16 protein-coding genes and 1 pseudogene are annotated in these 20609 nt (G+C 69.2%); 5 read left to right on the forward strand and 12 right to left on the reverse strand.

The window, feature by feature from the left end; genetic code table 11:
- Positions 1–13 precede the first annotated feature (13 nt).
- From BSE24067_RS21785 to BSE24067_RS21840, 12 genes are all read right to left on the reverse strand, one after another.
- On the reverse strand, positions 14–1471 hold the full coding sequence (locus BSE24067_RS21785) for an aldehyde dehydrogenase family protein (protein WP_151065955.1): 1458 nt from the start codon (positions 1469–1471) through the stop codon (positions 14–16).
- Positions 1468–2745, reverse strand: a complete 1278-nt coding sequence (locus BSE24067_RS21790; protein ID WP_151065956.1) for an NAD(P)/FAD-dependent oxidoreductase — start codon at positions 2743–2745, stop codon at positions 1468–1470. The genes BSE24067_RS21785 and BSE24067_RS21790 overlap by 4 nt, the downstream gene beginning before the upstream one ends.
- Before the next feature lie 103 nt (positions 2746–2848).
- Entirely contained in the window at positions 2849–4174 is a 1326-nt protein-coding gene (locus BSE24067_RS21795; RefSeq protein ID WP_151065957.1) for an NAD(P)/FAD-dependent oxidoreductase, read from the reverse strand.
- Positions 4175–4176: 2 nt separating this feature from the next.
- The gene (locus tag BSE24067_RS21800) at positions 4177–4911 is read right to left on the reverse strand and encodes a cupin domain-containing protein (protein ID WP_151065958.1); all 735 of its coding nucleotides are present in this window, start codon (positions 4909–4911) and stop codon (positions 4177–4179) included.
- Positions 4912–5165: 254 nt separating this feature from the next.
- Complete coding sequence (locus BSE24067_RS21805; RefSeq protein ID WP_174904854.1) at positions 5166–5621, reverse strand: helix-turn-helix domain-containing protein; 456 nt, start codon at positions 5619–5621, stop codon at positions 5166–5168.
- A gap of 82 nt (positions 5622–5703) precedes the next feature.
- Positions 5704–6981: an NAD(P)/FAD-dependent oxidoreductase gene (locus tag BSE24067_RS21810; protein ID WP_151065959.1), complete on the reverse strand. Its 1278-nt coding sequence runs from the start codon at positions 6979–6981 to the stop codon at positions 5704–5706.
- A 218-nt stretch (positions 6982–7199) separates the two neighbouring features.
- Positions 7200–9077, reverse strand: coding sequence for an ABC transporter ATP-binding protein (locus tag BSE24067_RS21815; protein WP_151065960.1), 1878 nt, complete (start codon positions 9075–9077; stop codon positions 7200–7202).
- The gene (locus BSE24067_RS21820) at positions 9077–10033 is read right to left on the reverse strand and encodes an ABC transporter permease (RefSeq protein ID WP_151065961.1); all 957 of its coding nucleotides are present in this window, start codon (positions 10031–10033) and stop codon (positions 9077–9079) included. Before BSE24067_RS21820 ends, BSE24067_RS21815 begins: the two co-directional genes overlap by 1 nt.
- 30 nt (positions 10034–10063) lie before the next feature.
- A complete protein-coding gene (locus BSE24067_RS21825) occupies positions 10064–11017 on the reverse strand; it encodes an ABC transporter permease (protein ID WP_151065962.1) in 954 nt (317 codons plus the stop codon).
- Positions 11018–11096: 79 nt separating this feature from the next.
- Positions 11097–12695 (reverse strand): ABC transporter substrate-binding protein, encoded by a 1599-nt coding sequence (locus BSE24067_RS21830; RefSeq protein ID WP_151065963.1) that lies wholly within the window; start codon positions 12693–12695, stop codon positions 11097–11099.
- Between the two features lie 833 nt (positions 12696–13528).
- Positions 13529–15067, reverse strand: coding sequence for a methyl-accepting chemotaxis protein (locus BSE24067_RS21835; RefSeq protein WP_151065965.1), 1539 nt, complete (start codon positions 15065–15067; stop codon positions 13529–13531).
- Positions 15068–15274: 207 nt separating this feature from the next.
- The gene (locus BSE24067_RS21840) at positions 15275–15943 is read right to left on the reverse strand and encodes a haloacid dehalogenase type II (RefSeq protein WP_151065966.1); all 669 of its coding nucleotides are present in this window, start codon (positions 15941–15943) and stop codon (positions 15275–15277) included.
- Positions 15944–16371: 428 nt separating this feature from the next.
- On the opposite strand from BSE24067_RS21840, the gene BSE24067_RS21845 reads away from it, so the two are divergent.
- The 5 genes and pseudogenes from BSE24067_RS21845 to BSE24067_RS21865 all read left to right on the forward strand — a co-directional run.
- Positions 16372–17232, forward strand: a complete 861-nt coding sequence (locus tag BSE24067_RS21845) for a GNAT family N-acetyltransferase (RefSeq protein ID WP_151065967.1) — start codon at positions 16372–16374, stop codon at positions 17230–17232.
- A 12-nt stretch (positions 17233–17244) separates the two neighbouring features.
- Positions 17245–18171, forward strand: coding sequence for a 2-hydroxyacid dehydrogenase (locus tag BSE24067_RS21850; RefSeq protein WP_151065968.1), 927 nt, complete (start codon positions 17245–17247; stop codon positions 18169–18171).
- A gap of 159 nt (positions 18172–18330) precedes the next feature.
- A complete protein-coding gene (locus tag BSE24067_RS21855) occupies positions 18331–19731 on the forward strand; it encodes an aspartate aminotransferase family protein (protein ID WP_151065969.1) in 1401 nt (466 codons plus the stop codon).
- 85 nt (positions 19732–19816) lie between these two features.
- Positions 19817–20308, forward strand: a complete 492-nt coding sequence (locus BSE24067_RS21860; RefSeq protein ID WP_006749694.1) for an Lrp/AsnC family transcriptional regulator — start codon at positions 19817–19819, stop codon at positions 20306–20308.
- Positions 20309–20417: 109 nt separating this feature from the next.
- A pseudogene (locus tag BSE24067_RS21865) lies at positions 20418–20609 on the forward strand (succinate-semialdehyde dehydrogenase (NADP(+))); the annotation flags it as partial.

The following is a 20609-nucleotide window of genomic DNA, read 5'->3' on the forward strand; positions in this document are numbered from 1 at the left end:
CGCAGCCGACGCATCAATCATAAAAGCCCAGGACGGACTTCACCTCCATGTACTCCTCCATCCCTTCGATCCCGTACTCGCGGCCGTTGCCCGACTGCTTGTATCCGCCGAACGGCGCCTGAGGGTCCCATGCCGGGTAGTTCAAATGGACCTGCCCCGCCCGGATGCGCGCGGCCACCGCCCGCACGCGCGCCATGTCGGTGCCCTGCACGTGCGCGCCCAGCCCGTACACCGTATCGTTCGCGATCGCGACCGCTTCGTCGACGGTGTCGTAAGGCAGGATCGCGAGAACCGGACCGAAGATCTCCTGCTGCGCGATCGCCATGTCGGTGCGCACGTCGGAGAAGATCGTCGGCCGCGCGTAGAAGCCCTTGGCGAGCCCCGCCGGCCGGCCGGGGCCCCCGGTGATCAGCTTCGCGCGTTCGTCGATGCCCGCGTCGATCATTTGCCCAACCCGCCGGAACTGCGCGCGATTGGCCAGCGGCCCGTGCGTCGTGGCCTCGTCGAACGGATCGCCGACGATCAGCCGCTGCGCCGCGGCGACGGCCAGTTCCTCTACCTTGCCGAGCGCATCGCGCGGCACGATCATGCGGGTCGGCGCGCTGCACGACTGGCCCATGTTCCGGAACGCGGCGGCAACGCCCGGCGCGATCGCACGCTGCAGGTCCGCATCCGGCAACACGACATTCGGCGACTTGCCGCCGAGCTCCTGCGCGACGCGCTTGACGGTCGGCGCGGCGGCCTGCGCGACGAGCACGCCGGCCCGCGTCGAACCTGTGATCGACACCATGTCGACTTCAGGATGCGACGACAGCGCGGCGCCCACCGTTTCGCCGCTGCCGCTCACGAGATTGAATACGCCGGCGGGCACGCCCGCATCGGCGATCACTTCCGCGAACAGCAGTGCGCTCAGCGGCGAGAGTTCGCTCGGCTTCAGCACCACCGTGCAGCCTGCCGCGAGCGCGGGCCCGACCTTCGCGGTGATCTGGTAGATCGGCCAGTTCCACGGCGTGATCAGCGCGCACACGCCGATCGGCTCGCGCACGACCGCGGTCGTCCCGCGCCGCTCGACGAACGGGTAGCTCGCCAGGTTGTCGCGCGCGACGCGGATATGCTCGGCCGCAAGCGGCACGTGCGCGTTGCGGGCGTAGCTGATCGGCGCGCCCATTTCCAGCGCGAGCGCGGCGGCAAACAACCCGGCGCGCTCCACGAGCAATGCATGGATGCGGTCGAGCACTGCGGCACGCGCATGCGGCGACGTCGCCGACCACGATTCGAACGCGCGGCGCGCGGCGCTCACCGCGCGCTCGGCATCGCGTGCGCTGCCGAGCGGAATCTCGCACAGCGTGTCCTCGGTGGACGGGCAGACGACCGCGAACCGGTCGCCGCCGTCGGGCAGCACCCAGTCGCCGTCGATGAAGAAGCGATCGAGCCTGCCGGCTTGCATCAGGTGAACAACGGGTGAATTCATTGCAGGGTGTCCTTGAGTCGGTACCAGGCGCCGACGAACGGCAGGAACCACGGTTTGCCGAAGTGACCGGGAATCGCGGGCCAGTCGAAGTCTTGCCACGGGTTGAGCGCCGCGCGCCCGTCCATGATCTCGGCCATCAGCGTGCCCATCAGCGTCGCCATGTGCGTGCCGTGGCCGCTATAGCCCATCGAGTAGTAAACGCCGTCGCGCTCGCCCGCGCGCGGCAGGCGGTTGGCCGTCATGTCGACCAGCCCGCCCCAGCAATAGTCGATGCGCGCGCCGGCCAGTTCGGGAAACACCGCGGCCATCTGCTGCCGCAGAATCCGGCCGCTCTTTTCGTCCGAACGCGGATTCGACGTCGCGAAACGGGCGCGCCCGCCGAACAGCATCCGGTTGTCCGGCGTGACGCGAAAGAAATTGACGAAGTTCTTGGTGTCCGTGACCATCCGGCGGGTCGGCAGCAACCGGTCGAGCAACGCGCGCGGCAACGGCTCCGTGACGATGATGAACGCGCCGACCGGCACGATCCTGCGCCGGATCCAGCCGAACGGGCCGATCTGCGAGATGCCGCTCGCGAGCAACACCTGGCGCGCGCGGATCTCGCCGAGCGGCGTACGCACCGCATAGGCGCCGCTCGCCGCCCGCTTCAATCCGAGCACCGGCGCGTGCTCGACAATGCGCGCGCCGCGCGCTTGCGCAGCCGTCGCGAGGCCGCGCACATAACGGCCGACGTGCATTCCCGCACTCTTGCCGAACAGCAGCCCGCCGTGATAACGGTCCGAGCCGATCTCGTCGCGCAACGCCGCTTTCGTCACGATGCGCGTGTCGGGATCCACGCTTGCGGCGAGCAGCGCGTGGCTGCGCACGAGCTTGTCGTAGTGTTCAGGCTTCGCCGCGAGCTTGAGCTTGCCGCGCCGCACGAAATCGCAATCGATCGACTCGTCCCGGACCAGCCGCTCGACCGTGTCGACGCCCGCGTCGAACGCGCGATAGAGCCGGTTGGCGAGCTCGGTGCCGATGCGCTGCGACAGCGACGCGTAATCCTGCGCGAAGCCGTTGTTGCACATCCCGCCGTTGCGCCCGGACGCCGCCTGCCCGACGGTGCCCGCCTCGCAGACGACCACGCTCGCGCCTTTTTTCGCGAGCGCGAGGGCCGCGGCCGAGCCGGTGATCCCGCCGCCGACGACGACCACGTCGCAACTTCCGTCCGGCAGCTCCGGCGAGCTGCTCACGAATGGCTGCGACGTATCGAGCCAATACGAAACGAAACGCATCACACACTCCAATCCCGCCGGCGCCGGGCCGCCACACGTGGCAGGCGCCCGCGCCGATCCAGCCGCGCTTGCGCGGCGCGCATCGCCGCATGTCGGCGATAGCCTAGAAATCCGCGACCTTGCCCCATGCCGAATCGTTGAACCGCGCCGGCTGATACGGCACCGGATCGACCAGCGGCTGCGCGCCCGTCGCGAGATCGGCGATCAGGTGCCCGGCGCCGGGGCCGATCCCGAAGCCGTGCCCGGAAAAGCCCGCCGCGAGAATCAGGCCGGGCACGCCCGGCACTTCGCCGATACCCGGCACGCCGTCCGGCGTGCTGTCGACGTACCCGGCCCACGCGTGCGTGATCGTCGCGTCACGCAGTTCGGGCAGCAGCTCGACCACGCGGCGGTACGTTTCGTTGACCGTCGGCATGTCGGGCTTCGGATCGAGGATGCGGACGGCTTCCATCGGCGTCGGCGCGTCGAGCCGCCAGCGCTTCAGCGTTTCATGGCCGCCGCGCACGCCTTCGAGGCCGCCCGGCAGCAGATTGCGCCAGCGCTTCGCGAACATCGGCACGAACTGCGGCGCGAAGCGCAGGAACTGCGGTGTCACGTCGACGCGCGCGCGGCCGCTGATCGCGAGTGCGTAGCGTCCGTCGGTACGGCGGGTAACGGACACGCCTGACATATACAGCGCATCCGGCAACGCCTGCTCGGTGGGCGACACGCTGAGGATCGACTGGCGGATCGACGCCTGCGGAAAGCGGATGCCGAGCTGGCGGCAGAACGACGACGCCCATGCGCCGCCGGCCATCACGACCGTCTTGGTCTTGATCACGCCGGCCTCGGTCACGACCGCGCTGACGCGCCCGCCCTCGAGTTCGATCCCGCGCGCCGCGCAGTGCTGATGCACGCTGCCGCCGAGCTTGATCAGCGCGGCGGCCACGGCCGGCGCGGCCTTCGCCGGATCCGCCGTGCCGTCGGTCGGCGAGAACACGCCGCCCTTCCATTGCCGGCCCGTCAGGCGCCCGCGCTCGCTGGCCTGCTTGCTGTCGAGCATGTACGTGGTGACGCCGGCCGTCTTCGCGAACTCGCCCCAGTTGGCCCAGCGGGACAACTCGTCGTCGTCGTTGCTCAGGTACAGCAGCCCGCAGCGATGAAAACCGGTGTCTTCGCCGGTTTCCTCGCCGAACCGTTCCCACAGATCGATGCTCTTGCTTGCCATCGGCAGCTCGCGCGCATCGCGGTTCTGCTGCCGGCACCAGCCCCAGTTGCGGCTCGACTGCTCGGCGCCGATCCGGCCTTTCTCGACGAGCGCGACCGACACCCCGCGCCGGGCGAGGTAGTAGGCGGTAAAGACGCCGATGATGCCGCCGCCGATCACGACGACGTCGGCCGAAGCCGGCGGCGTGGGCAGCGTTTCGATAAGGCGCAGCGGAGGGGACATGGTCAGTCTCGTTCGGTTGATACGTGGACGTTCTGCACGACGTAGAATTTCGCCACGCGCTCGCTGCTTTCCCAGCCGATCGATGCGCCGCGCGGCACGAACAGCGCGTCGCCGGCGCCGAGCGACAGCACGCTGCCGTCCGGCGCGGCGAACCGCACGCCGCCGGCCAGCAGGAACATGAATTCGTTCACGCGATGCGGGCGCACGATCCGGTGATAAGGCGTCGAATCCCACGTGCCCGCGCAGTACTCGGCGGCGTCTTCGACGAACACGTTGTCGCTGCGGCATTGCGGCGCGGGGCCGAGCAGCACCTCCGCGGGCAACGTCGACGACGGCTTGAAATCGGCGTCGGCGCGCAGCCGGAACAGGCCGCGTTTCGTCGGCTGCCCGCACGCGGCCGCGCAGAACGTCACGGAGACGGGCGACGCCGCGCTGATGCGAACCGCCGTGCCGCCGCCGACGACGGCCCCCTCGCCCGGACCCAGCACCCACGGCTCGGCGCCGGCCGCTTCGAGCGTCAGCTCGCCTTCGACGACGACGAGCGTCTCGATGTGCGGATAACGCGCGACGTCGAGTTCGCCGACGAAGCCGATACGTCCGGCGGCCATCGAGTCGGGCCCTTCCCACGCGATCTCGCGATGTTGCGCGAAAGGATCGTTCGCGCCGAACGCCTGCTTGCGCAACGCGGCCGGATCGGCCCTTCCGTCGGCACGATGCAATACGAAAACTGCGGTCATTTCTGCTCCTGCATGGTCGCGACGGTGTCGTGCAGTTCCCGTCGCGCGGTATTGGAAATCGTCGTTCGAAGCCCCCGCCGTCCGCACACCTTTAGGACATTGAAATGTCCTGCGTCGGGTGGCGCCCGGCAAACCCGTTCAATCTCGCGCTCCTGTGATGCTTGCCTGCCATTGTGCCGCGCCGGTCCGTCGGTCTGGTCAAGCGCCATTCAAGCGCGCGTCAAGCGCCGGACAACGGTCGCGCCCGTCGTTGGCTATGCGACATGACATGTCGCGTCGCGGTGGTCGGCACGCGTGCGCATCGGCAGCGTTCGCGCTGCTGCACCGGCCGGCCGCGCGACGACGTAATCGCGCGGCGTGATTCCGAGCACACGCCGGAAATGCCGGCCGAGATGACTCTGATCGAAGAAGCCGACCTCGGTCGCGACGACCGACGGCGCGAGGCCGGCGCGCAACAGATCCTGCGCGCGGCGCACGCGTACGGCGCACAAATAGCGATGCGGCGACAAGCCCACTTCGCTGCGAAAGCGTGCGGTGAAACGCGACACGCTCAAGCCGGCCACGGCCGCGAGCGTGTCGAGGTTCAGCGGCTGCGCGAACGACGCGTCGATCGTGCGCAGCACGTCGCCGATCGCCGGCGACACGGGCCGCGCGATACGCGGCGCGCGCGGCATCGTGCCTTCTACCGCGTCTTGGAACAGGGTGGCCATGCTGGCGGTCCTCATGCAGTCGCCCGCGCGGCAAGCGGGCAAACGAATCGTGCGTTCATATCCAGTGCTCGGGGCATTCGCGTCAGTGCAGGAAGTCCTGCATCCGGTAATACGCGCCGACGATCGGCAGGAACCACGCGTGCCCGAAATGCCCCGGCATCGCCGGCCAGTCGAGCTCGCGCCACGGATTCGACGCGGCCGCGCCGTACAGCACGTCGGCCATCACGCGGCCCATGTGCACCGACATCTGCACGCCATGGCCGCTGTAGCCCATCGAGTAATAGAGCCCGTCGTGCTGGCCCGCGCGCGGCAGCCGGTCGGCGGTGATGTCCACCAGCCCGCCCCAGCAGTAGTCGAGCCGCACGTCGGCCAGCTCGGGGAAATATTCGGCCATGCCGGCGCGCAGGATGTCGCCGCTCTTCGCGTCGGAGCGCGGGCTCGACATCGCGAAGCGCGCGCGTCCGCCGAACAGCAGCCGGTTGTCGGGCGTCACGCGGAAGTAGTTGCCGATCTGGCGCGACGTCACGTACGCGCGGCGCTGCGGAAACAGCCGGTTCAACTGCGCATCGGGCAGCGGTTCCGTCACGACGATGAAGCTGCCGACCGGCGCGATGCGCCGCCGGAACCACGCGAACGGCCCGTGCTGCGATGCGCCGGTCGCGACCAGCACGCGGTCGGCGACGATCGTGCCTCGCGTGCACGTGATCGTGTGGCGCTCGCCGTCGAGCCGCTCGAGCTGCGTGACGGCCGCGTGCTCGTAGACGCGCGCGCCGGCCCGCACGGCCGCCTGCGCGAGCCCGACGCCGAACTTGCCCATGTGCATCTGCGCACCGTTGCGCTGCAGGAGTCCGCCGTAGAAGCCGTCGGACGCGACTTCGTCGCGGATCCGCGACGGTTCGATCAGTTCGATATCGGGATCGACGTCGCGGCGCAACGCATTGAACGTTTTCTCGAGCCCCGCGAAATGCTGCGGCTTCGCGGCGAGCTTCAGCTTGCCCGCGCGGCGGAAGTCGCAGTCGATCGCGTGCTCGGCGACGATCGTCTCGACGCTCTTCACCGCGCTTTCGTACGCGCGGTAGAACTGCTTCGCGGGCTCCGCGCCGATCCGCGCGGCGAGCGACGCGAAGTCCTGTGCGACGCCGGTGTTGCACTGCCCGCCGTTGCGGCCCGACGCTTCGCTCGCGACCTGCGCGGCTTCGAGCACGACCACCGACACGCCGCGCTGCGCGAGCGCGAGCGCCGCCGACAATCCGGTGAAGCCGCCGCCGATCACCACCACGTCGGCACGCCCTTCGACGGGGCCTTCACAGCCGCCGCGAAACGCGGGGCGCGTATCCAGCCAGTACGATTCCAGTTTCATCGAATGTTTCTCGAGCATTCCCGTGACGACGATCGGCGACCGCGGCGACCGCGGCAATGGAGCAATGAGACCCATTTAATCACCATCAGAAAGCGCAGTTGCCGCGTATTCGCGCGCGGCACACGCGCAATTCACCGTTTTGTACGACTGCAGCAGCACACTATGCGCAATGCCGATCGCCGGCACGCGAGCGCGCGGCGAACGAGCGATCGCGCGCATCACAGCCGCACCGGCTGCACCGGTGCGACGGCGGCCTGCGCCGGCTCCGCCTGGAAGCGCACGAGGTCTTCCTCGCTGCGGTGGCACAGCACCTGCGCACCGTTGCCGAGCGTGCGCAGCGACGGAGCCGTCCGGTTGCACACACCGTCCACGCGCATCGCGCAGCGCGACAGGAACGGACACAGCTCGGCCTCGTTCTCGCGCTCGCCGATCGGCACCAGCGGCCGGTGGCAGCGCTCGGCCGCATCGTCGAGCCAGCCCGCGCGCAGCTCCGGCGCCGACGACACCAGCAGATGCGAATACGGGTGATAAGGCGGCGCGCACAGCGCGTCACGGCTGCCGGTTTCGACACGGCGGCCCGCATACAGCACGACGATGTCGTCGCTGATCGCGCGCACCTTCGCGATGTCGTGCGTGATGAACACGTACGACACGCCGAGCTTCGCCTGCAGGTCGCGCAGCAGATCCATGATCGCGGCGCCGACCACTGTGTCGAGCGCCGACGTGACCTCGTCGCACAGGATCAGGTCGGGCTCGGCCGCGAGTGCGCGCGCCAGGTTGACGCGCTGCTTCTGCCCGCCGGACAACTCGCCGGTGCGCCGCGCGGCGACCGCCTGCGGCAACCGCACGAGTTCGAGCAGCTCGGCGACGCGCTGGCGCGCACGCGCGCCCTTGATCCCGCGATAGAACGCGAGCGGCCGCGCGAGCGTGCGCTCGACGGTATGCACCGGATTGAGCGCGGTATCGGCGTTCTGGAACACGATCTGCACGCGGCGGTGCTGCTCCTTCGTCCGCTTGCCGATATCGCGCGCGAGCGGCTCGCCGTCGAGCAGGATCTCGCCGCCGGTTGCCGGCACGAGGCCCGCGATCACCTTCGCGAGCGTCGTCTTGCCGGAGCCCGATTCGCCGATCACGCCGACCGTCTGCCCGCGCCCGATGCGCAGGTCGACTTCATGCAGGATCACCTTTGCCGGCCAGCCGTTCGCGGTGCGGCCGCCGTAGCCCGCGATCGCGCCGCGCACGTCGAGCAGCGGCGCAGGCGCGGCCGGTCGTTGCGCGTGCGCACCGCGGTCGGCATCGTTCGGCGTGACCGCCGCGATCAGGCTCTGCGTGTACGGATGCGCGGGCGCATGCAGGATCTGTCCGGTGCCGCCGGCCTCGCGGATCACGCCGTCGCTCAGCACGACGATCCGGTCGGCCATCTGCGCGACCACGGCCAGGTCGTGCGACACGTACACCGCGCTCATCCCGTAGCGGCGGATCACGCTTTTGAACGCCTGCAGCACGTCGATCTGCGTGGTCACGTCGAGCGCGGTGGTCGGCTCGTCGAGAATCACGAGCTCCGGATCGGTGATCAGCGCCATCGCGGCCATCAGCCGCTGCAGCTGCCCGCCCGACACCTGGTGCGGATAGCGCTTGCCGATCGTCTCCGGCTCCGGCAGCGCGAGCGCGCGGAACAGCTCGACCGCCTTCGCCTGCGCGTCGCGCTTCGACATCGTCTTGTGGATCAGCGCGCTTTCGATCACCTGGTCCAGGATCGTGCGCGACGGGTTGAACGCGGCGGCCGCGCTCTGCGCGATGTACGCGACCTTGCGGCCGCGCAGCGCGGTCAAGCGTTGCGCGGACAGCGTGCAGACGTCCGTGCCGCCGATCTTCACCGAGCCGGCGGCGATCCGGCAGCCGCTGCGCGCATGGCCCATCAGGGACAGCGCGATCGTCGTCTTGCCGGAGCCCGATTCGCCGATCAGCGCGAGCACCTCGCCGCGCCCGATCTCGAAGTCGACGTCGTGAACGATCGTCGTTTCCGCGCCGCCCGGCCGGCCGCCGACGACGCGCAGCCCGCGCACCTCGACGAGCGGAGTCGATTGATCTCGCATCAGTGTTCTCCCGCGGCCGCGGCCGCGCCCTTGCGGCGGCCGCGATGCGGCAGGCCGTCGATCAACAGGTTGACGCCCACCGTCAGGATCGCGATCGCGACCGCGGGGATGATCGCGACGGCCGAGCCGTCGCCGAGGCTCGCGATGTTCTCGCGCACGAGCGAGCCGAGGTCCGCGTACGGCGGCTGCACGCCGAGCCCCAGAAAGCTCAGGCCGCTCAGCAGCAGCACGACGAACGTGAAGCGCAGCCCCGTGTCGGCGAGCATCGGATGAATCATGTTCGGCAGCATCTCGACGCACGCGATGTACAGCGCGCTCTCGCCGCGCGCCCTTGCCACCTGCACGAATTCGAGCGTGCTGATGTTGACGGCCAGCGCGCGCGCGATCCGGTACGAGCCCGGCATGTAGCTGACCGCGGCAGTGAGGACCAGCAGCGGCAGCGACGAGCCGAACGCGGCGACGAACATCAGCGCGAACATCTTCGACGGAATCGATGTGAGCGCGTCGAGGAATCGGCTCATCGTCTCGTCGACCACGCGCCCCGACACGGTCGCGAGCAGCCCGAGCGTCGTGCCCGTCAGCGCGGCGAGCAGCACCGCGGCGAGCGCGAGCAGCACGGTCAGCCGCGTGCCGTACAGGATCCGGCTCAGCATGTCGCGGCCGAGGAAGTCGGAGCCGAACGGCAGCTTCGCGCTGAACGGCGCGAACACGTCGGGCGTGACGATCGCGCCGACGTCGTGCGGCGCGAGCAGCGGCGCGAACGCGGCGACGAACAGCATCAGGCCGACCATCGACAGGCCGATACGGCCGCCGGTCGTCAAGGCGATGCGCGCGGCGCGGCGCTTGCGCGGCTGGTCGGGGGCAGGCGCAGCAGGCGGCATGCTGCCCCGCCCCACGGGCGGGTCGCCGGATGGCGGCAGCGCGCTGCTGCGTTGTACGGGTTCGATCGGTTGCATGGGCGGCATCTCGGAAGGAAGACGAAACACTCAGGTGCGCAATCGCGGGTTCGACACGATGGAGCACAGGTCGGCGAACAGCACGAGCGTCAGGTAAGCGACGCAGAAGATCAGCGTGCACGCCTGGACCAACGGGAAATCGCGGTTGCTGACGGCGTCGACCATCAGGCTCGCCAGGCCCGGATAGTTGAAGATCGTCTCGACGACGATCACGCCGCCGAGCAGATACGACAGGCTCAGCGCGATCGCATTCGCGATCGGGCCGATCGCGTTCGGCAGCGCATGGCGCAGCACGACGCGCGCGGGGCTCGCGCCCTTCAGCACGGCCATCTCGACGTACGACGCGCTCAATTGCTCGATCACCGCGGCGCGCGTCATCCGCGCCATCTGTGCGATCACGACCGCGCACAGCGTCAGCACCGGCATCGCATACGCACGCAGGAAATCGTGCAGGCTTTCGATCGGGCCGCTGTACGACAGCGCGGACAGCCAGTGCAGCTCGACCGCGAACACGAGCACGGCGACCGTCGCGATCAGGAATTCCGGCGTCGCGACGAGCGACAGCGTGCCGAGGCTGATCATGCGATCGATCACCGACTCGCGCTTGACCGCCGCGAGGATCCCGAGCAGCAGCGCGATCGGCACCGACACGGCGGTCGTGATCGCGGCAAGCGTAAGCGACTTCGGCAGGCGCCCGCCGATCAGCTCGGACACCGGCATGTCGCTGGACAGCGACCGGCCGAAATCGCCGTGCAGCAAGCCGGTGAGCCAGTGCACGTAGCGCACGTGCGCCGGCATGTCGAGACCGAACTGCTGGCGCAGCGCGGCGACCGTCTCCGGCGTCGCCGACTGGCCGAGCGCGGCCTGCGCGGCGTCGCCCGGCAGCAGGTTCGTGATCGTGAAGATGATCGCGGACACGATCAGCAGCGTCAGCGCGGTGATCGCGATGCGCCGGCCGATCAGACCGATGAGAATGCGGTTCATGGAGCGACACTCCCGAAAAAACCGCGCGTGGCCGGCGCGGTGGTCCACACCGGCCGCGCGGCGACAGCCGACGACAACGTCATGCGTTCCACCACACGTTCTCGGCGAACATGAAGCCCATCATCCCGCCTGTCGGAATCGACCCGAGGCCAGCGAGCCGCTTGTCGTAGCCGTCGAGGAAGCTGATGAACGCCGGAATGCCGACCCGGCCCTGCTGCGCCACGATCACCTGCATGTCGCCGTACATCTGCTTGCGCTTCGCATCGTCGGTTTCCGAACGCGCGGCGAGCAGCAGCTGGTCGAACTTCGCGTTCTTCCAGCCCGATTCGTTCCACGGCGCATCCGACTTGAAGAACTGCGTGAACAGCACGTCGGCGCTCGAGCGCGGGTTGATGTTGCCGAACGTGAGCGGATGCTTCATCCAGTGGTTCGACCAGTAGCCGTCGGGCGACGCGCGGTTCACCTGCAGGTTCAGCCCGATCTTCTGGCCGGCCTGCTGCAGCAGCACGGCCATTTCGATCGACCCGTTCGCGTCCGACGTCGCATAGATCGGCGGCAGCGTCGCGCCGAGCGCGCCCGCCTTCTGGAGCAGGAATTTCGCCTTGTCCGGATCGTGCGCCCGCTGCGGCAGCGACGCGTTGAAGTAGCGATGCCCCGGCGGAATCGGCTGGTCGTTGCCGATCACCGAGTAGCCGCGGAACACCGCCGAGCGGATCTGCTCGCGATCGAACAGGTACTTCATCCCTTCGACGAAATCGGGATTCGACACGATCGGGTTGTCGCTGCGCATGATCAGGTCGGTATAGAGGCCCGACTTGGTTTCCTTCAGCGCGTAGCCCGGCGTCGACGCGACCCGCTGCGTGGAACGCGGATCGATCGCGTTGATCAGGTGCACGTCGCCCGACAGCAGCGCATTCAGGCGCGCGGCCTTGTCGCTGATGCCGATCAGCTCGATCTCGTCGAGATACGGCCTGCCCGGCTTGAAGTAGCTGTCGTTGCGCACGCCGACGGTCGACACGCCCGGCTTGAACGACTTCAGCTTGTACGGGCCGCAACCGATGCCGGCGCTGAAGTCGGTCGTGCCGTCCTTGACGATCACGAGCTGCGGCGTCGCGAGGATGACGGGCAGGTCCGCGTTCGCGCTCGCGAGCGTCAACGTGACTTCGTCCGGGCCGCTCGCCTTCGCGTCGGCGAACTGCTCGGCGAGCGGCTTGACCTTCGACGCGGTGGCCGCGTTCTTGTGGCGCATCAGCGAATACACCACGTCGGCCGGGCCGACGGGCTTGCCGTCGTGGAACGTGACGCCCTTGCGCAGCTTGATGATCCACGTCTTCGCATCGGTCGTCTGCAGCGATTCGGCGAGGTTCATCTGCGGCGTGAGGCTCGCATCGAGCTGCGTGAGGCCGCTGTAGAACATGAAGAAGCGGATGTAGTCCGCGCCCGTCGAGCCCTTGGCCGGGTCGAGCGTATCGGCGGTCGAGCCGGATTCGTTAGCGACCCGGATCTTGCCGCCGCGCTTCGGCGCGGGCGCGGCGAATGCCGCCCCGGGGTTCATCAGCAGTCCGCCGGCACCGGCGGCCATCATGCCGCTCGCCGCCATGACCTTCATCATGTCGCGGCGCGTGAAGCCGCCGTTGCCGCCGCCGTTGCCGCCGCCGTTGTCGATATCGTCGCTCATCCGAACTGCTCCTGACTGTGGAAAGTGGGGTCTTGGGTCCAGCATGGTTGTCGAATCCCGCCGCGCCCGCGTGCTGGTGGCGAACGCAACGTCGTCATGCAATTCATTTAAGCATCGCCAAAATGCGGTTTGTCGCGATTCGGGCCGCCCGTACGATACGAATCGACCGTTTTGAGCCGCCCGCGCAGCATGAATTGCTGCGTGCGCGCACGTGCCGCCGTTCGCGCGCCGCGGTGTCGCGGCGGCCGCGCAAGTGATGCCGATGCAGGAAATCGTAAAGCCGCGGCCGCCGCAGATTGCGCCGACAAAATTGCCCGTTCGGCATCCGGCGCGCGTTTGACTCGCGCAAACCGCACGTTTGTGTCGAATGCGTGTGCGGGCGCCGAGCGCGGTCGAAATGGGCGGTATGTTGCGGCTGGGCGTCAGGCGGGCATGCACAGGCGGCGGCCGGTCGCGGCGGCACGCGATGCATGAAAGCTCGGAAGATTGCAGCCCGATCGCGGCGACTTTGTACGAAGACCGGAAGATGGGTCGGGAGGCGCCCGGGTGTGGAGGCGAAGCTGTCGGCGGTCAGCCGACGGATCGCTCAGGGAATGGGCCGGGGGGATCGCGCAGGGAGCGCGGGGCGGGGAAGTCGGCCCCGGAAATCGGTCGGAGAATCGGGCAGCGAATCGCCCGGTAAGCGGCCATACCCGGCGGATACCAGGCGCGCGCCGCGCATGGCAGCCGTCGGAGACCGCGCTTCCGTGCGGCGGCGCGGCCGTGCCCGGCACGCCAACGCGCCGCCCGCGCGGCGAACGATGCGCCGGCCGCCTGCGGCCGGCACACGCGGGTCACGCCGCGAGCCGGAATACCGACACGGCGGCCCGCAAGCGCGCCGCCTGCTCGTCCAGCGACGACGCGGCCGCCGCGGCCTGCTCGACGAGCGCCGCGTTCTGCTGCGTGACTTCGTCCATCTGCGCGACCGCCCGGCCGATCTGTTCGATGCCGGTGCTCTGCTCGGCCGACGCCGCCGAGATCTCGCCCATGATGTCGGCCACCCGGTCGATCGACCGGACGATCTCCGTCATGCGCGCGCCGGCCGTCTCGACGAGCCGGCTGCCGCTGCCGACCCGCTCGACCGATGCCTCGATCAACCCCTTGATGTCCTTCGCGGCCGCCGCGCTGCGTTGCGCGAGCGAGCGCACCTCCGACGCCACGACGGCGAACCCGCGCCCTTCCTCGCCGGCCCGCGCGGCCTCGACCGCGGCGTTCAGCGCAAGAATGTTGGTCTGGAACGCGATGCTCTCGATGACGACGGTAATGTCGGCGATCCGCACCGATCCGTCCGAAATCTGCCGCATCGTCTCGACGACCTCCTGCACGGCGGCGCCGCCGAGTTCGGTCGCCTCCTTCGCGTGGGTCACGAGCGTATTCGCCTGGCGCGCATTGTCGGCGTTCTGTTTGACCGTCGACGTGATCTGCTCCATGCTCGCGGCCGTTTCCTGCAGCGATGCGGCCTGCTGCTCCGTGCGCTGCGACAGATCCAGGTTGCCTTGCGCGATCTCGCCGGTGCCGGTCGCGATCGAATGGGTCGTGGTCTGGATTTCGGCGATGGTCTCGGTCAGCCGCGCCTTCATGTCGCCGAGCGCGACGAGCAGGCTGCCGGGCGCGGCGTGCGCCGTATCGAACGGCACGTCCAGTTCGCCGGCGGCGATGCGGGCCGCGATCTGCGCCGCGTGCGCGGGCTCGCCGCCCAGCGTCCGCCTGACGCTGCGCAGCACGCCCCATGCGATCGCCGCGAGCGCCGCCGCGATGACGAGCGTGATCGCGCCCAGCACCATCGCGAGCCGCGTAAACGCCGCGTTGATGTCGTCGTAGAAGAATCCCGTGCCGATCCACCAGTCCCAGTCCGGAATCGGGACCACGCCCTGGAGCTTCGGCTCCAGATCCGCGTCGGGGCTGCGCTTGATCAGCACGTCGACGAGCGCGAAATGCGCCTGCGCCATGCCCGCGCGGTACGCCTCGCTGTCGGTCAGGCCGCTGGTCGTGCGGTTGCCCTTCGCGCGCGTGCCGATGAACCTGGCGTTCGGATGCACGAGGTTGACGCCGTCGGACGTCGTGACCCAGAAGTAGCTCTTCGAATTCGCGTTGAGCGCCGACAGCGCGGCCTTCGCCTGCTGCTGCGCCTGCTCGCGCGTGAGCGTGCCGTTGGCCTGCAGCGCGCGATACGAATCGACCAGATGCTCGGCCTTGGTCAGCAGAATGACGATCTCTTCGCGGCGGCTGTCGATCAGCGCGTCGCGCAGCGTGTGCAGCGACAACGCGGCGAGCAGGATGACGCCGAGCAGCGCCGCGACGACGAGCATCAGCAGTTTCGTGGACAACTTCATGCGGGGGCCTCGCAATATTAACCGTTCGGTACAGATATCGGCCCGGGCAAGCCGGCCTTGAACGATTCAATATCGGTGATTACCCTCGCTTCGTGCGCTGATCGAACGCGCGGCGAGACACGACACGGCGCGACGGGCCCGGCGACGCCGCGGCCGCGTCCCGTCGCGACGATCGCCGGACCTGCCGGACCTGCCGGCTCGGGCCGCTTACAGCCCGAGCTGCGTCGCGAGCTGGCCGATGTCCGACACTTCGTAATAGTTGTAGAACGGCGTGCCCGGCTCGTGGCCGCGGTTCACGAACGCCTTGTGCTTGATGCCGAGATCCTCGGCCGTCATCAGGTCGTAGCGCAGGCTCGACGACACGTGCAGCACGTCCTCCGGCTTGCAGCCGAGCTTGTCGAACATGTATTCGAAGCCCTGCATCCGCGGCTTGTACGACTGCGCCTGCTGGGCGGTGAACACCGCGTGGAACGGCGCGCCGAGCTTGTCGACGTTGCTCATGATCTGATCGTCCATTGCGTTCGACAGGATCACGAGCTTGTACTTCTTCGCGAGCCGCGACAGGCCGGCCGGCACGTCCGGATGCGGGCCCCACGTCGGCACCGCGTGATAGAAGCGTTCGGCCTCGGCTTCGTCGAACTTCACGCCGACCCGCGCGCAGGTGCGGCGGACCGAGTTGACGACGACGTCGCGATACGGCTTCCATGCGCCGAGCACCTCGTCGAGCCGATACGCGGCGAACGCGCGCACGAATGCCTCCATCGTCTCCGGCGACAGCCGGTCCGCATAGATTTCGCGCGCCGTCTCGGCCATCCGGAAATGGGTCAGCGTGCCGTAGCAGTCGAAGGTGATGAACTTCGGTTCAAACTGGATCATGGTGACGTCCTGTCGGTGTGAAGCCCCGGCACGGCCGGGGACGGGCTGGGTTCAACGAAATTGAATCAGGGCAAAAAACGTTTCGCGCGTCGTTCGGCGCCAATCAAAAAGCACGATCGCCGCAAGTTGCCCGGCGCGTGCAGCACGATGTGCGGCGCGATCCGGCCGGCGGGCCGGGCCGGCCGGTGCGGCCCGCCGGCAGGCGGCAGCGACACCGTGTCTTCATCCTAGCGGCATCCCACAGCAGGCGCTGTCGGATTCGCGGGCCTCGGCGGCACGATCCGCGCGTTCGTGCACGCGGATCGAGCGGGTTTGCGTCGATCGTGCGCTCGCGGCCGCCGCAGGCCGAAAACAGGCGAATCGTCCTATCCGCGCGGCCGGGTCGCTGGCAGAGTCGACCTGTCATTCCTACCCATCCGGAGTCCGGCGTGTCCGACCACCATTCTTCCAGCACGCTCACCTATCGCCCGTTCGCCGAAGCGGACCTGTCCGCCGCGCACCTTCTGTCGCAAGCAGTCAAGTGGCCGCACCGGCTCGACGACTGGCGCTTCGCCTTCCAGCTCGGCAGCGGCTTCGTCGCCGAGGACGAATCCGGCGTCGTCGGCACCGCGCTCGGCTGGCGCTTCGACGACGCGCATGCGTCGCTCGGCATGGTCATCGTGTCGCCCGAGCGCCAGGGCCGCGGCATCGGCCGCGAACTGCTCGCGCGCGTCGTCGACAGCCTCGGCGCGCGCACGATCTTCCTGCACGCGACGCCGTCCGGCGAGCCGCTGTACGTCAAGTTCGGTTTCGAAGCGATCGGCACGATCGACCAGCACCAGGGCGCGGCGTTCCAGCCGCCGCTGATCTCGCTGCCGCCGGGCGAGCGGCTGCGCCCGCTCGGCACCAACGACGGGCCGCGCCTCGCCGCGCTCGCATCGCGCGCGGCCGGCTACTCGCGCGGCGCGGTGATCGACGCGCTCGTCGACGTCGCGAACGGGATCGCGCTCGATCGCGACGGCGAACTGCTCGGCTTCGCGCTGTTCCGCCGCTTCGGCCGCGGGCACGTGATCGGCCCGGTCGTCGCGCCGGACGCGCTGCGCGCGCAGGCGCTGATCAGCCACTGGCTCGCGCTGCACGAAGGGATGTTCGTGCGCCTCGACGTGCCGGGCGACAGCGGGCTGTCCGACTGGCTGCAGGGGCTCGGGCTGCCGCGCGTCGACACCGTCGTCGCGATGGCGCGCGGCGCGGCGCCGGCGCGCGACCCGGCGCTGCGCACGTTCGCGATCGTCAACCAGGCGCTCGGCTGAGCGGTGCGCACGATGAGCTTTCTCTACAAGGCCGACCCGGTGCGCGGCGCGCAATGGGCACAACGCTTCGCGCAGCAGGCGCCCGATCTGCCGTTCCGGATCTGGCCCGACGTCGGCGAGCCCGAAGCGGTCCGCTATCTCGCCGCATGGCAGCCGCCCGACGATCCGGCCACGCTGCTGCCGAATCTCGAAGTCGTGTTCTCGGTCGGCGCCGGCATCGACCAGTTCGACCTGTCGCGCGTGCCCGCGCACATCCCGGTCGTGCGGATGATCGAGCCGGGCATCGTCGAAGGGATGGTCGAATACGTGACGCAGGCCGTGCTGACGATCCATCGCGACCTGTTCGACTATGCCGGGCAGCAACGCGCGCAACGATGGCGCGAGCAGCCGGTGCGCGCGGCCGCGTCGCGGCGCGTCGGCGTGCTCGGGCTCGGCACGCTCGGCCAGGCCGTGCTCGACATGCTGCGGCGCTTCGGCTTCCCGTGCGCCGGCTGGAGCCGCACGCCGCGCACGCTCGACGGCATCGACTGCTACGCGGGCGACGCGGCGCTCGACGCGTTCCTCGCCCGCACCGACATCCTGATCTGCCTGCTGCCGCTCACCGACAGCACGCGCGGGCTGCTCGGCGCGCGCGTGTTCGATGCGCTGCCGGCCGGCGCGTCGCTCGTCCAGGTCGGGCGCGGCCCGCAGCTCGACGAGCGCGCGCTGCTCGCGGCGCTCGCGAGCGGCCGGCTCGACAGCGCGATCCTCGACGTGACGGACCCCGAGCCATTGCCGGCCGGCCATCCGTTCTGGACGCATCCGCGCATCCGGATCACGCCGCACATCGCGAGCGCGACGCGGCCCGACACCGCCGTCGACGCCGTGCTCGCGAACGTCGCGCGCCATCGCGCGGGGCAGCCGATGATCGGCGTCGTCGACCGCTCGCGCGGCTACTGACGTGCGCGCCCGGCCGCACCGGGCGCGCAGCAGAAAATGCCGAAGCGCGCCGCGCAAACGCCATGTCCATACGTTTCGGGCCGCAAATTGAAGACGCGTGCGCAACGCTCGCCCGGTAGCATGAACTCACCGCTGACACCCGACGAGAGTCCCCCTGCCATGAACCAAGCCGCGCTGATTGAAGCTGATCGTCAACACCTGATCCACCCCGTCGTCAATTACCGTGCGCACGAGGCGCGCGGCGTCACCGTGCTCGAATCCGCGAGCGGCGTATTCCTGCGGGACGCCGCCGGCCACACGCTGCTCGACGCGTTCTCCGGCCTGTGGTGCGTGAACGTCGGCTACGGGCGCGACAGCATCGTGAAAGCCGCCGCCGATCAGATGGCGAAGCTGCCGTACGCAACCGGCTATTTCCATTTCGGCTCGCAGCCCGCGATCGAGCTGGCCGAGCGGCTCGCGGCGCTCGCGCCGCCGTCGCTGAACCGCGTGTACTTCACGCTCGGCGGCTCCGACGCCGTCGATTCCGCGGTGCGCTTCATCACGCACTATTTCAACGCGACCGGCCGCCCGTCGAAAAAGCAGATGATCGCGCTCGAACGCGGCTATCACGGTTCGTCGTCGTTCGGCGCCGGCCTCACCGCCCTGCCTGCGTTCCACCGCCATTTCGACCTGCCGCGCGCGGACCAGCACCATATTCCGTCGCCGTACCCGTACCGCCATCCGCTCGGCGACGATCCGCAGGCGCTGATCGCGTCGTCGGTCGCCGCGCTCGAAGCGAAAGTCGCCGAGCTCGGCGCGGACAACGTCGCCGCATTCTTCTGCGAACCCGTGCAGGGTTCCGGCGGCGTGATCGTGCCGCCGGCCGGCTGGCTGAAGGCGATGCGCGACGCATGCCGGCGCCTCGGCATCCTGTTCGTCGCCGACGAGGTGATCACCGGCTTCGGCCGCACGGGCCCGCTGTTCGCGTGCGAGCGCGAACAGCTGGATCCGGACCTGATGACCGTCGCGAAGGGGCTGACCGCCGGCTATGCGCCGATGGGCGCCGTGCTGATGTCCGACGAAATCTACGAAGGCATCGCGGGCACGCGCGCCGATTCGCCCGTGGTCGGCCACGGCCATACGTATTCCGCGCATCCGGTCAGCGCGGCGATCGGCCTCGAGGTGCTGAAGCTCTATCACGAAGGCGGGCTGCTCGCGAACGGCCAGGCGCTCGCGCCGCGCTTCGCCGCGGGGCTCGACGCGCTGCGCGCGCATCCGCTCGTCGGCGACGCGCGCTCGGTCGGCCTGCTCGGCGCGCTCGAACTGGTCGCCGACAAGGCGCGCAAGACGCGCTTCGACCCGGCGCTGAACGTGCCCGACAAGATCGCGGCCGCCGCATACGCGAACGGCGTGGTGTTCCGCGCGTTCGGCGACGGCGTGCTCGGTTTCGCACCGGCGCTGAGCTTCACGGCGGGCGAGTTCGACCTGATGTTCGAACGCGTGCGCAAGACGCTCGACGACGTGCTGGCCGACGCGGGCGTGCAGCGCGCGCTCGACGCCGCGCACGCGCAGCCGGCCTGACGCGCCAAGGGAAAGCCGGGCTTGTGGCGGCCATCGTTCGACTCTAAAGTAACCGGACATTCCATTTTTTCAGATTCACGTGAACATGACGGACAGCAAGCTGGATCGCATCGATCTGCGCATCCTCTCCCAGTTGCAGAAGCGCGGCCGCATGACCAACGTCGAACTGGCCGATGCGGTCGGGCTGTCGCCCAGCCCGTGCCTGATCCGCGTGAAGCGGCTGGAGAAGGCCGGCTACATCGGCGGCTACGGCGCGCACATCCAGCTCGAGAAGCTCGGCGACGTGCAGGTCGTGTTCACCGAAGTCACGCTGGCCGACCACCGCCGCGAGGACTTCGACCGCTTCGTCGCGGCGATCCGCAACGTCGACGAGATCGTCGAATGCCACCTCGCGAGCGGCGGCTACGACTATCTGCTGAAGTTCATCACGCGCAGCGTGAGCCATTACCAGACGATCGTCGAAGGGCTGCTCGAGCAGAACATCGGCATCGAGAAGTATTTCAGTTACGTGATCATCAAATCGCCGTTCGTCAAACGGCACTACCCGCTCGAATCGCTGTTCGGCGAACGTCACTGACACTCGGCTTGCGTCACCCCGGAACGCGGCAGCCCGCTGTCCGCGTGGGGGGCGTCGCGCCCGCGCCGTGCCGCGTTCGTCACCGAACCGCCTCATTCAAGGACCTGCCATGCCGCTTACGCTGACCCGCACCGAACTCCTGCGCTCCACCAACCTGATCGACGGCACGTGGCGCGACGCGCTCGACGGCCGCCGCTTCGCCGTCACCGATCCCGCGACGCTCGACATCGTTGCGCACGCACCCGACAGCGGCGCCGCCGACGCGCGCGCGGCGACCGATGCGGCCGCGCGCGCGCTGCCC

This window comes from Burkholderia latens (genome assembly GCF_902499045.1).
Taxonomy (GTDB): Bacteria; Pseudomonadota; Gammaproteobacteria; order Burkholderiales; family Burkholderiaceae; genus Burkholderia; species Burkholderia latens.

Coding starts and splice junctions, on each gene's coding strand:
- BSE24067_RS21835 (WP_151065965.1), bottom strand. CDS start 15,067: ATGAAGTTGTCCACGAAACTGCTGATGCTCGTCGTCGCGGCGCTGCTC.
- BSE24067_RS21800 (WP_151065958.1), bottom strand. CDS start 4,911: ATGACCGCAGTTTTCGTATTGCATCGTGCCGACGGAAGGGCCGATCCG.
- BSE24067_RS21820 (WP_151065961.1), bottom strand. CDS start 10,033: ATGCAACCGATCGAACCCGTACAACGCAGCAGCGCGCTGCCGCCATCC.
- BSE24067_RS21815 (WP_151065960.1), bottom strand. CDS start 9,077: ATGCGAGATCAATCGACTCCGCTCGTCGAGGTGCGCGGGCTGCGCGTC.
- BSE24067_RS21810 (WP_151065959.1), bottom strand. CDS start 6,981: ATGAAACTGGAATCGTACTGGCTGGATACGCGCCCCGCGTTTCGCGGC.
- BSE24067_RS21795 (WP_151065957.1), bottom strand. CDS start 4,174: ATGTCCCCTCCGCTGCGCCTTATCGAAACGCTGCCCACGCCGCCGGCT.
- BSE24067_RS21830 (WP_151065963.1), bottom strand. CDS start 12,695: ATGAGCGACGATATCGACAACGGCGGCGGCAACGGCGGCGGCAACGGC.
- BSE24067_RS21860 (WP_006749694.1), top strand. CDS start 19,817: ATGACGGACAGCAAGCTGGATCGCATCGATCTGCGCATCCTCTCCCAG.
- BSE24067_RS21840 (WP_151065966.1), bottom strand. CDS start 15,943: ATGATCCAGTTTGAACCGAAGTTCATCACCTTCGACTGCTACGGCACG.
- BSE24067_RS21850 (WP_151065968.1), top strand. CDS start 17,245: ATGAGCTTTCTCTACAAGGCCGACCCGGTGCGCGGCGCGCAATGGGCA.
- BSE24067_RS21785 (WP_151065955.1), bottom strand. CDS start 1,471: ATGAATTCACCCGTTGTTCACCTGATGCAAGCCGGCAGGCTCGATCGC.
- BSE24067_RS21790 (WP_151065956.1), bottom strand. CDS start 2,745: ATGCGTTTCGTTTCGTATTGGCTCGATACGTCGCAGCCATTCGTGAGC.
- BSE24067_RS21825 (WP_151065962.1), bottom strand. CDS start 11,017: ATGAACCGCATTCTCATCGGTCTGATCGGCCGGCGCATCGCGATCACC.
- BSE24067_RS21805 (WP_174904854.1), bottom strand. CDS start 5,621: ATGGCCACCCTGTTCCAAGACGCGGTAGAAGGCACGATGCCGCGCGCG.
- BSE24067_RS21855 (WP_151065969.1), top strand. CDS start 18,331: ATGAACCAAGCCGCGCTGATTGAAGCTGATCGTCAACACCTGATCCAC.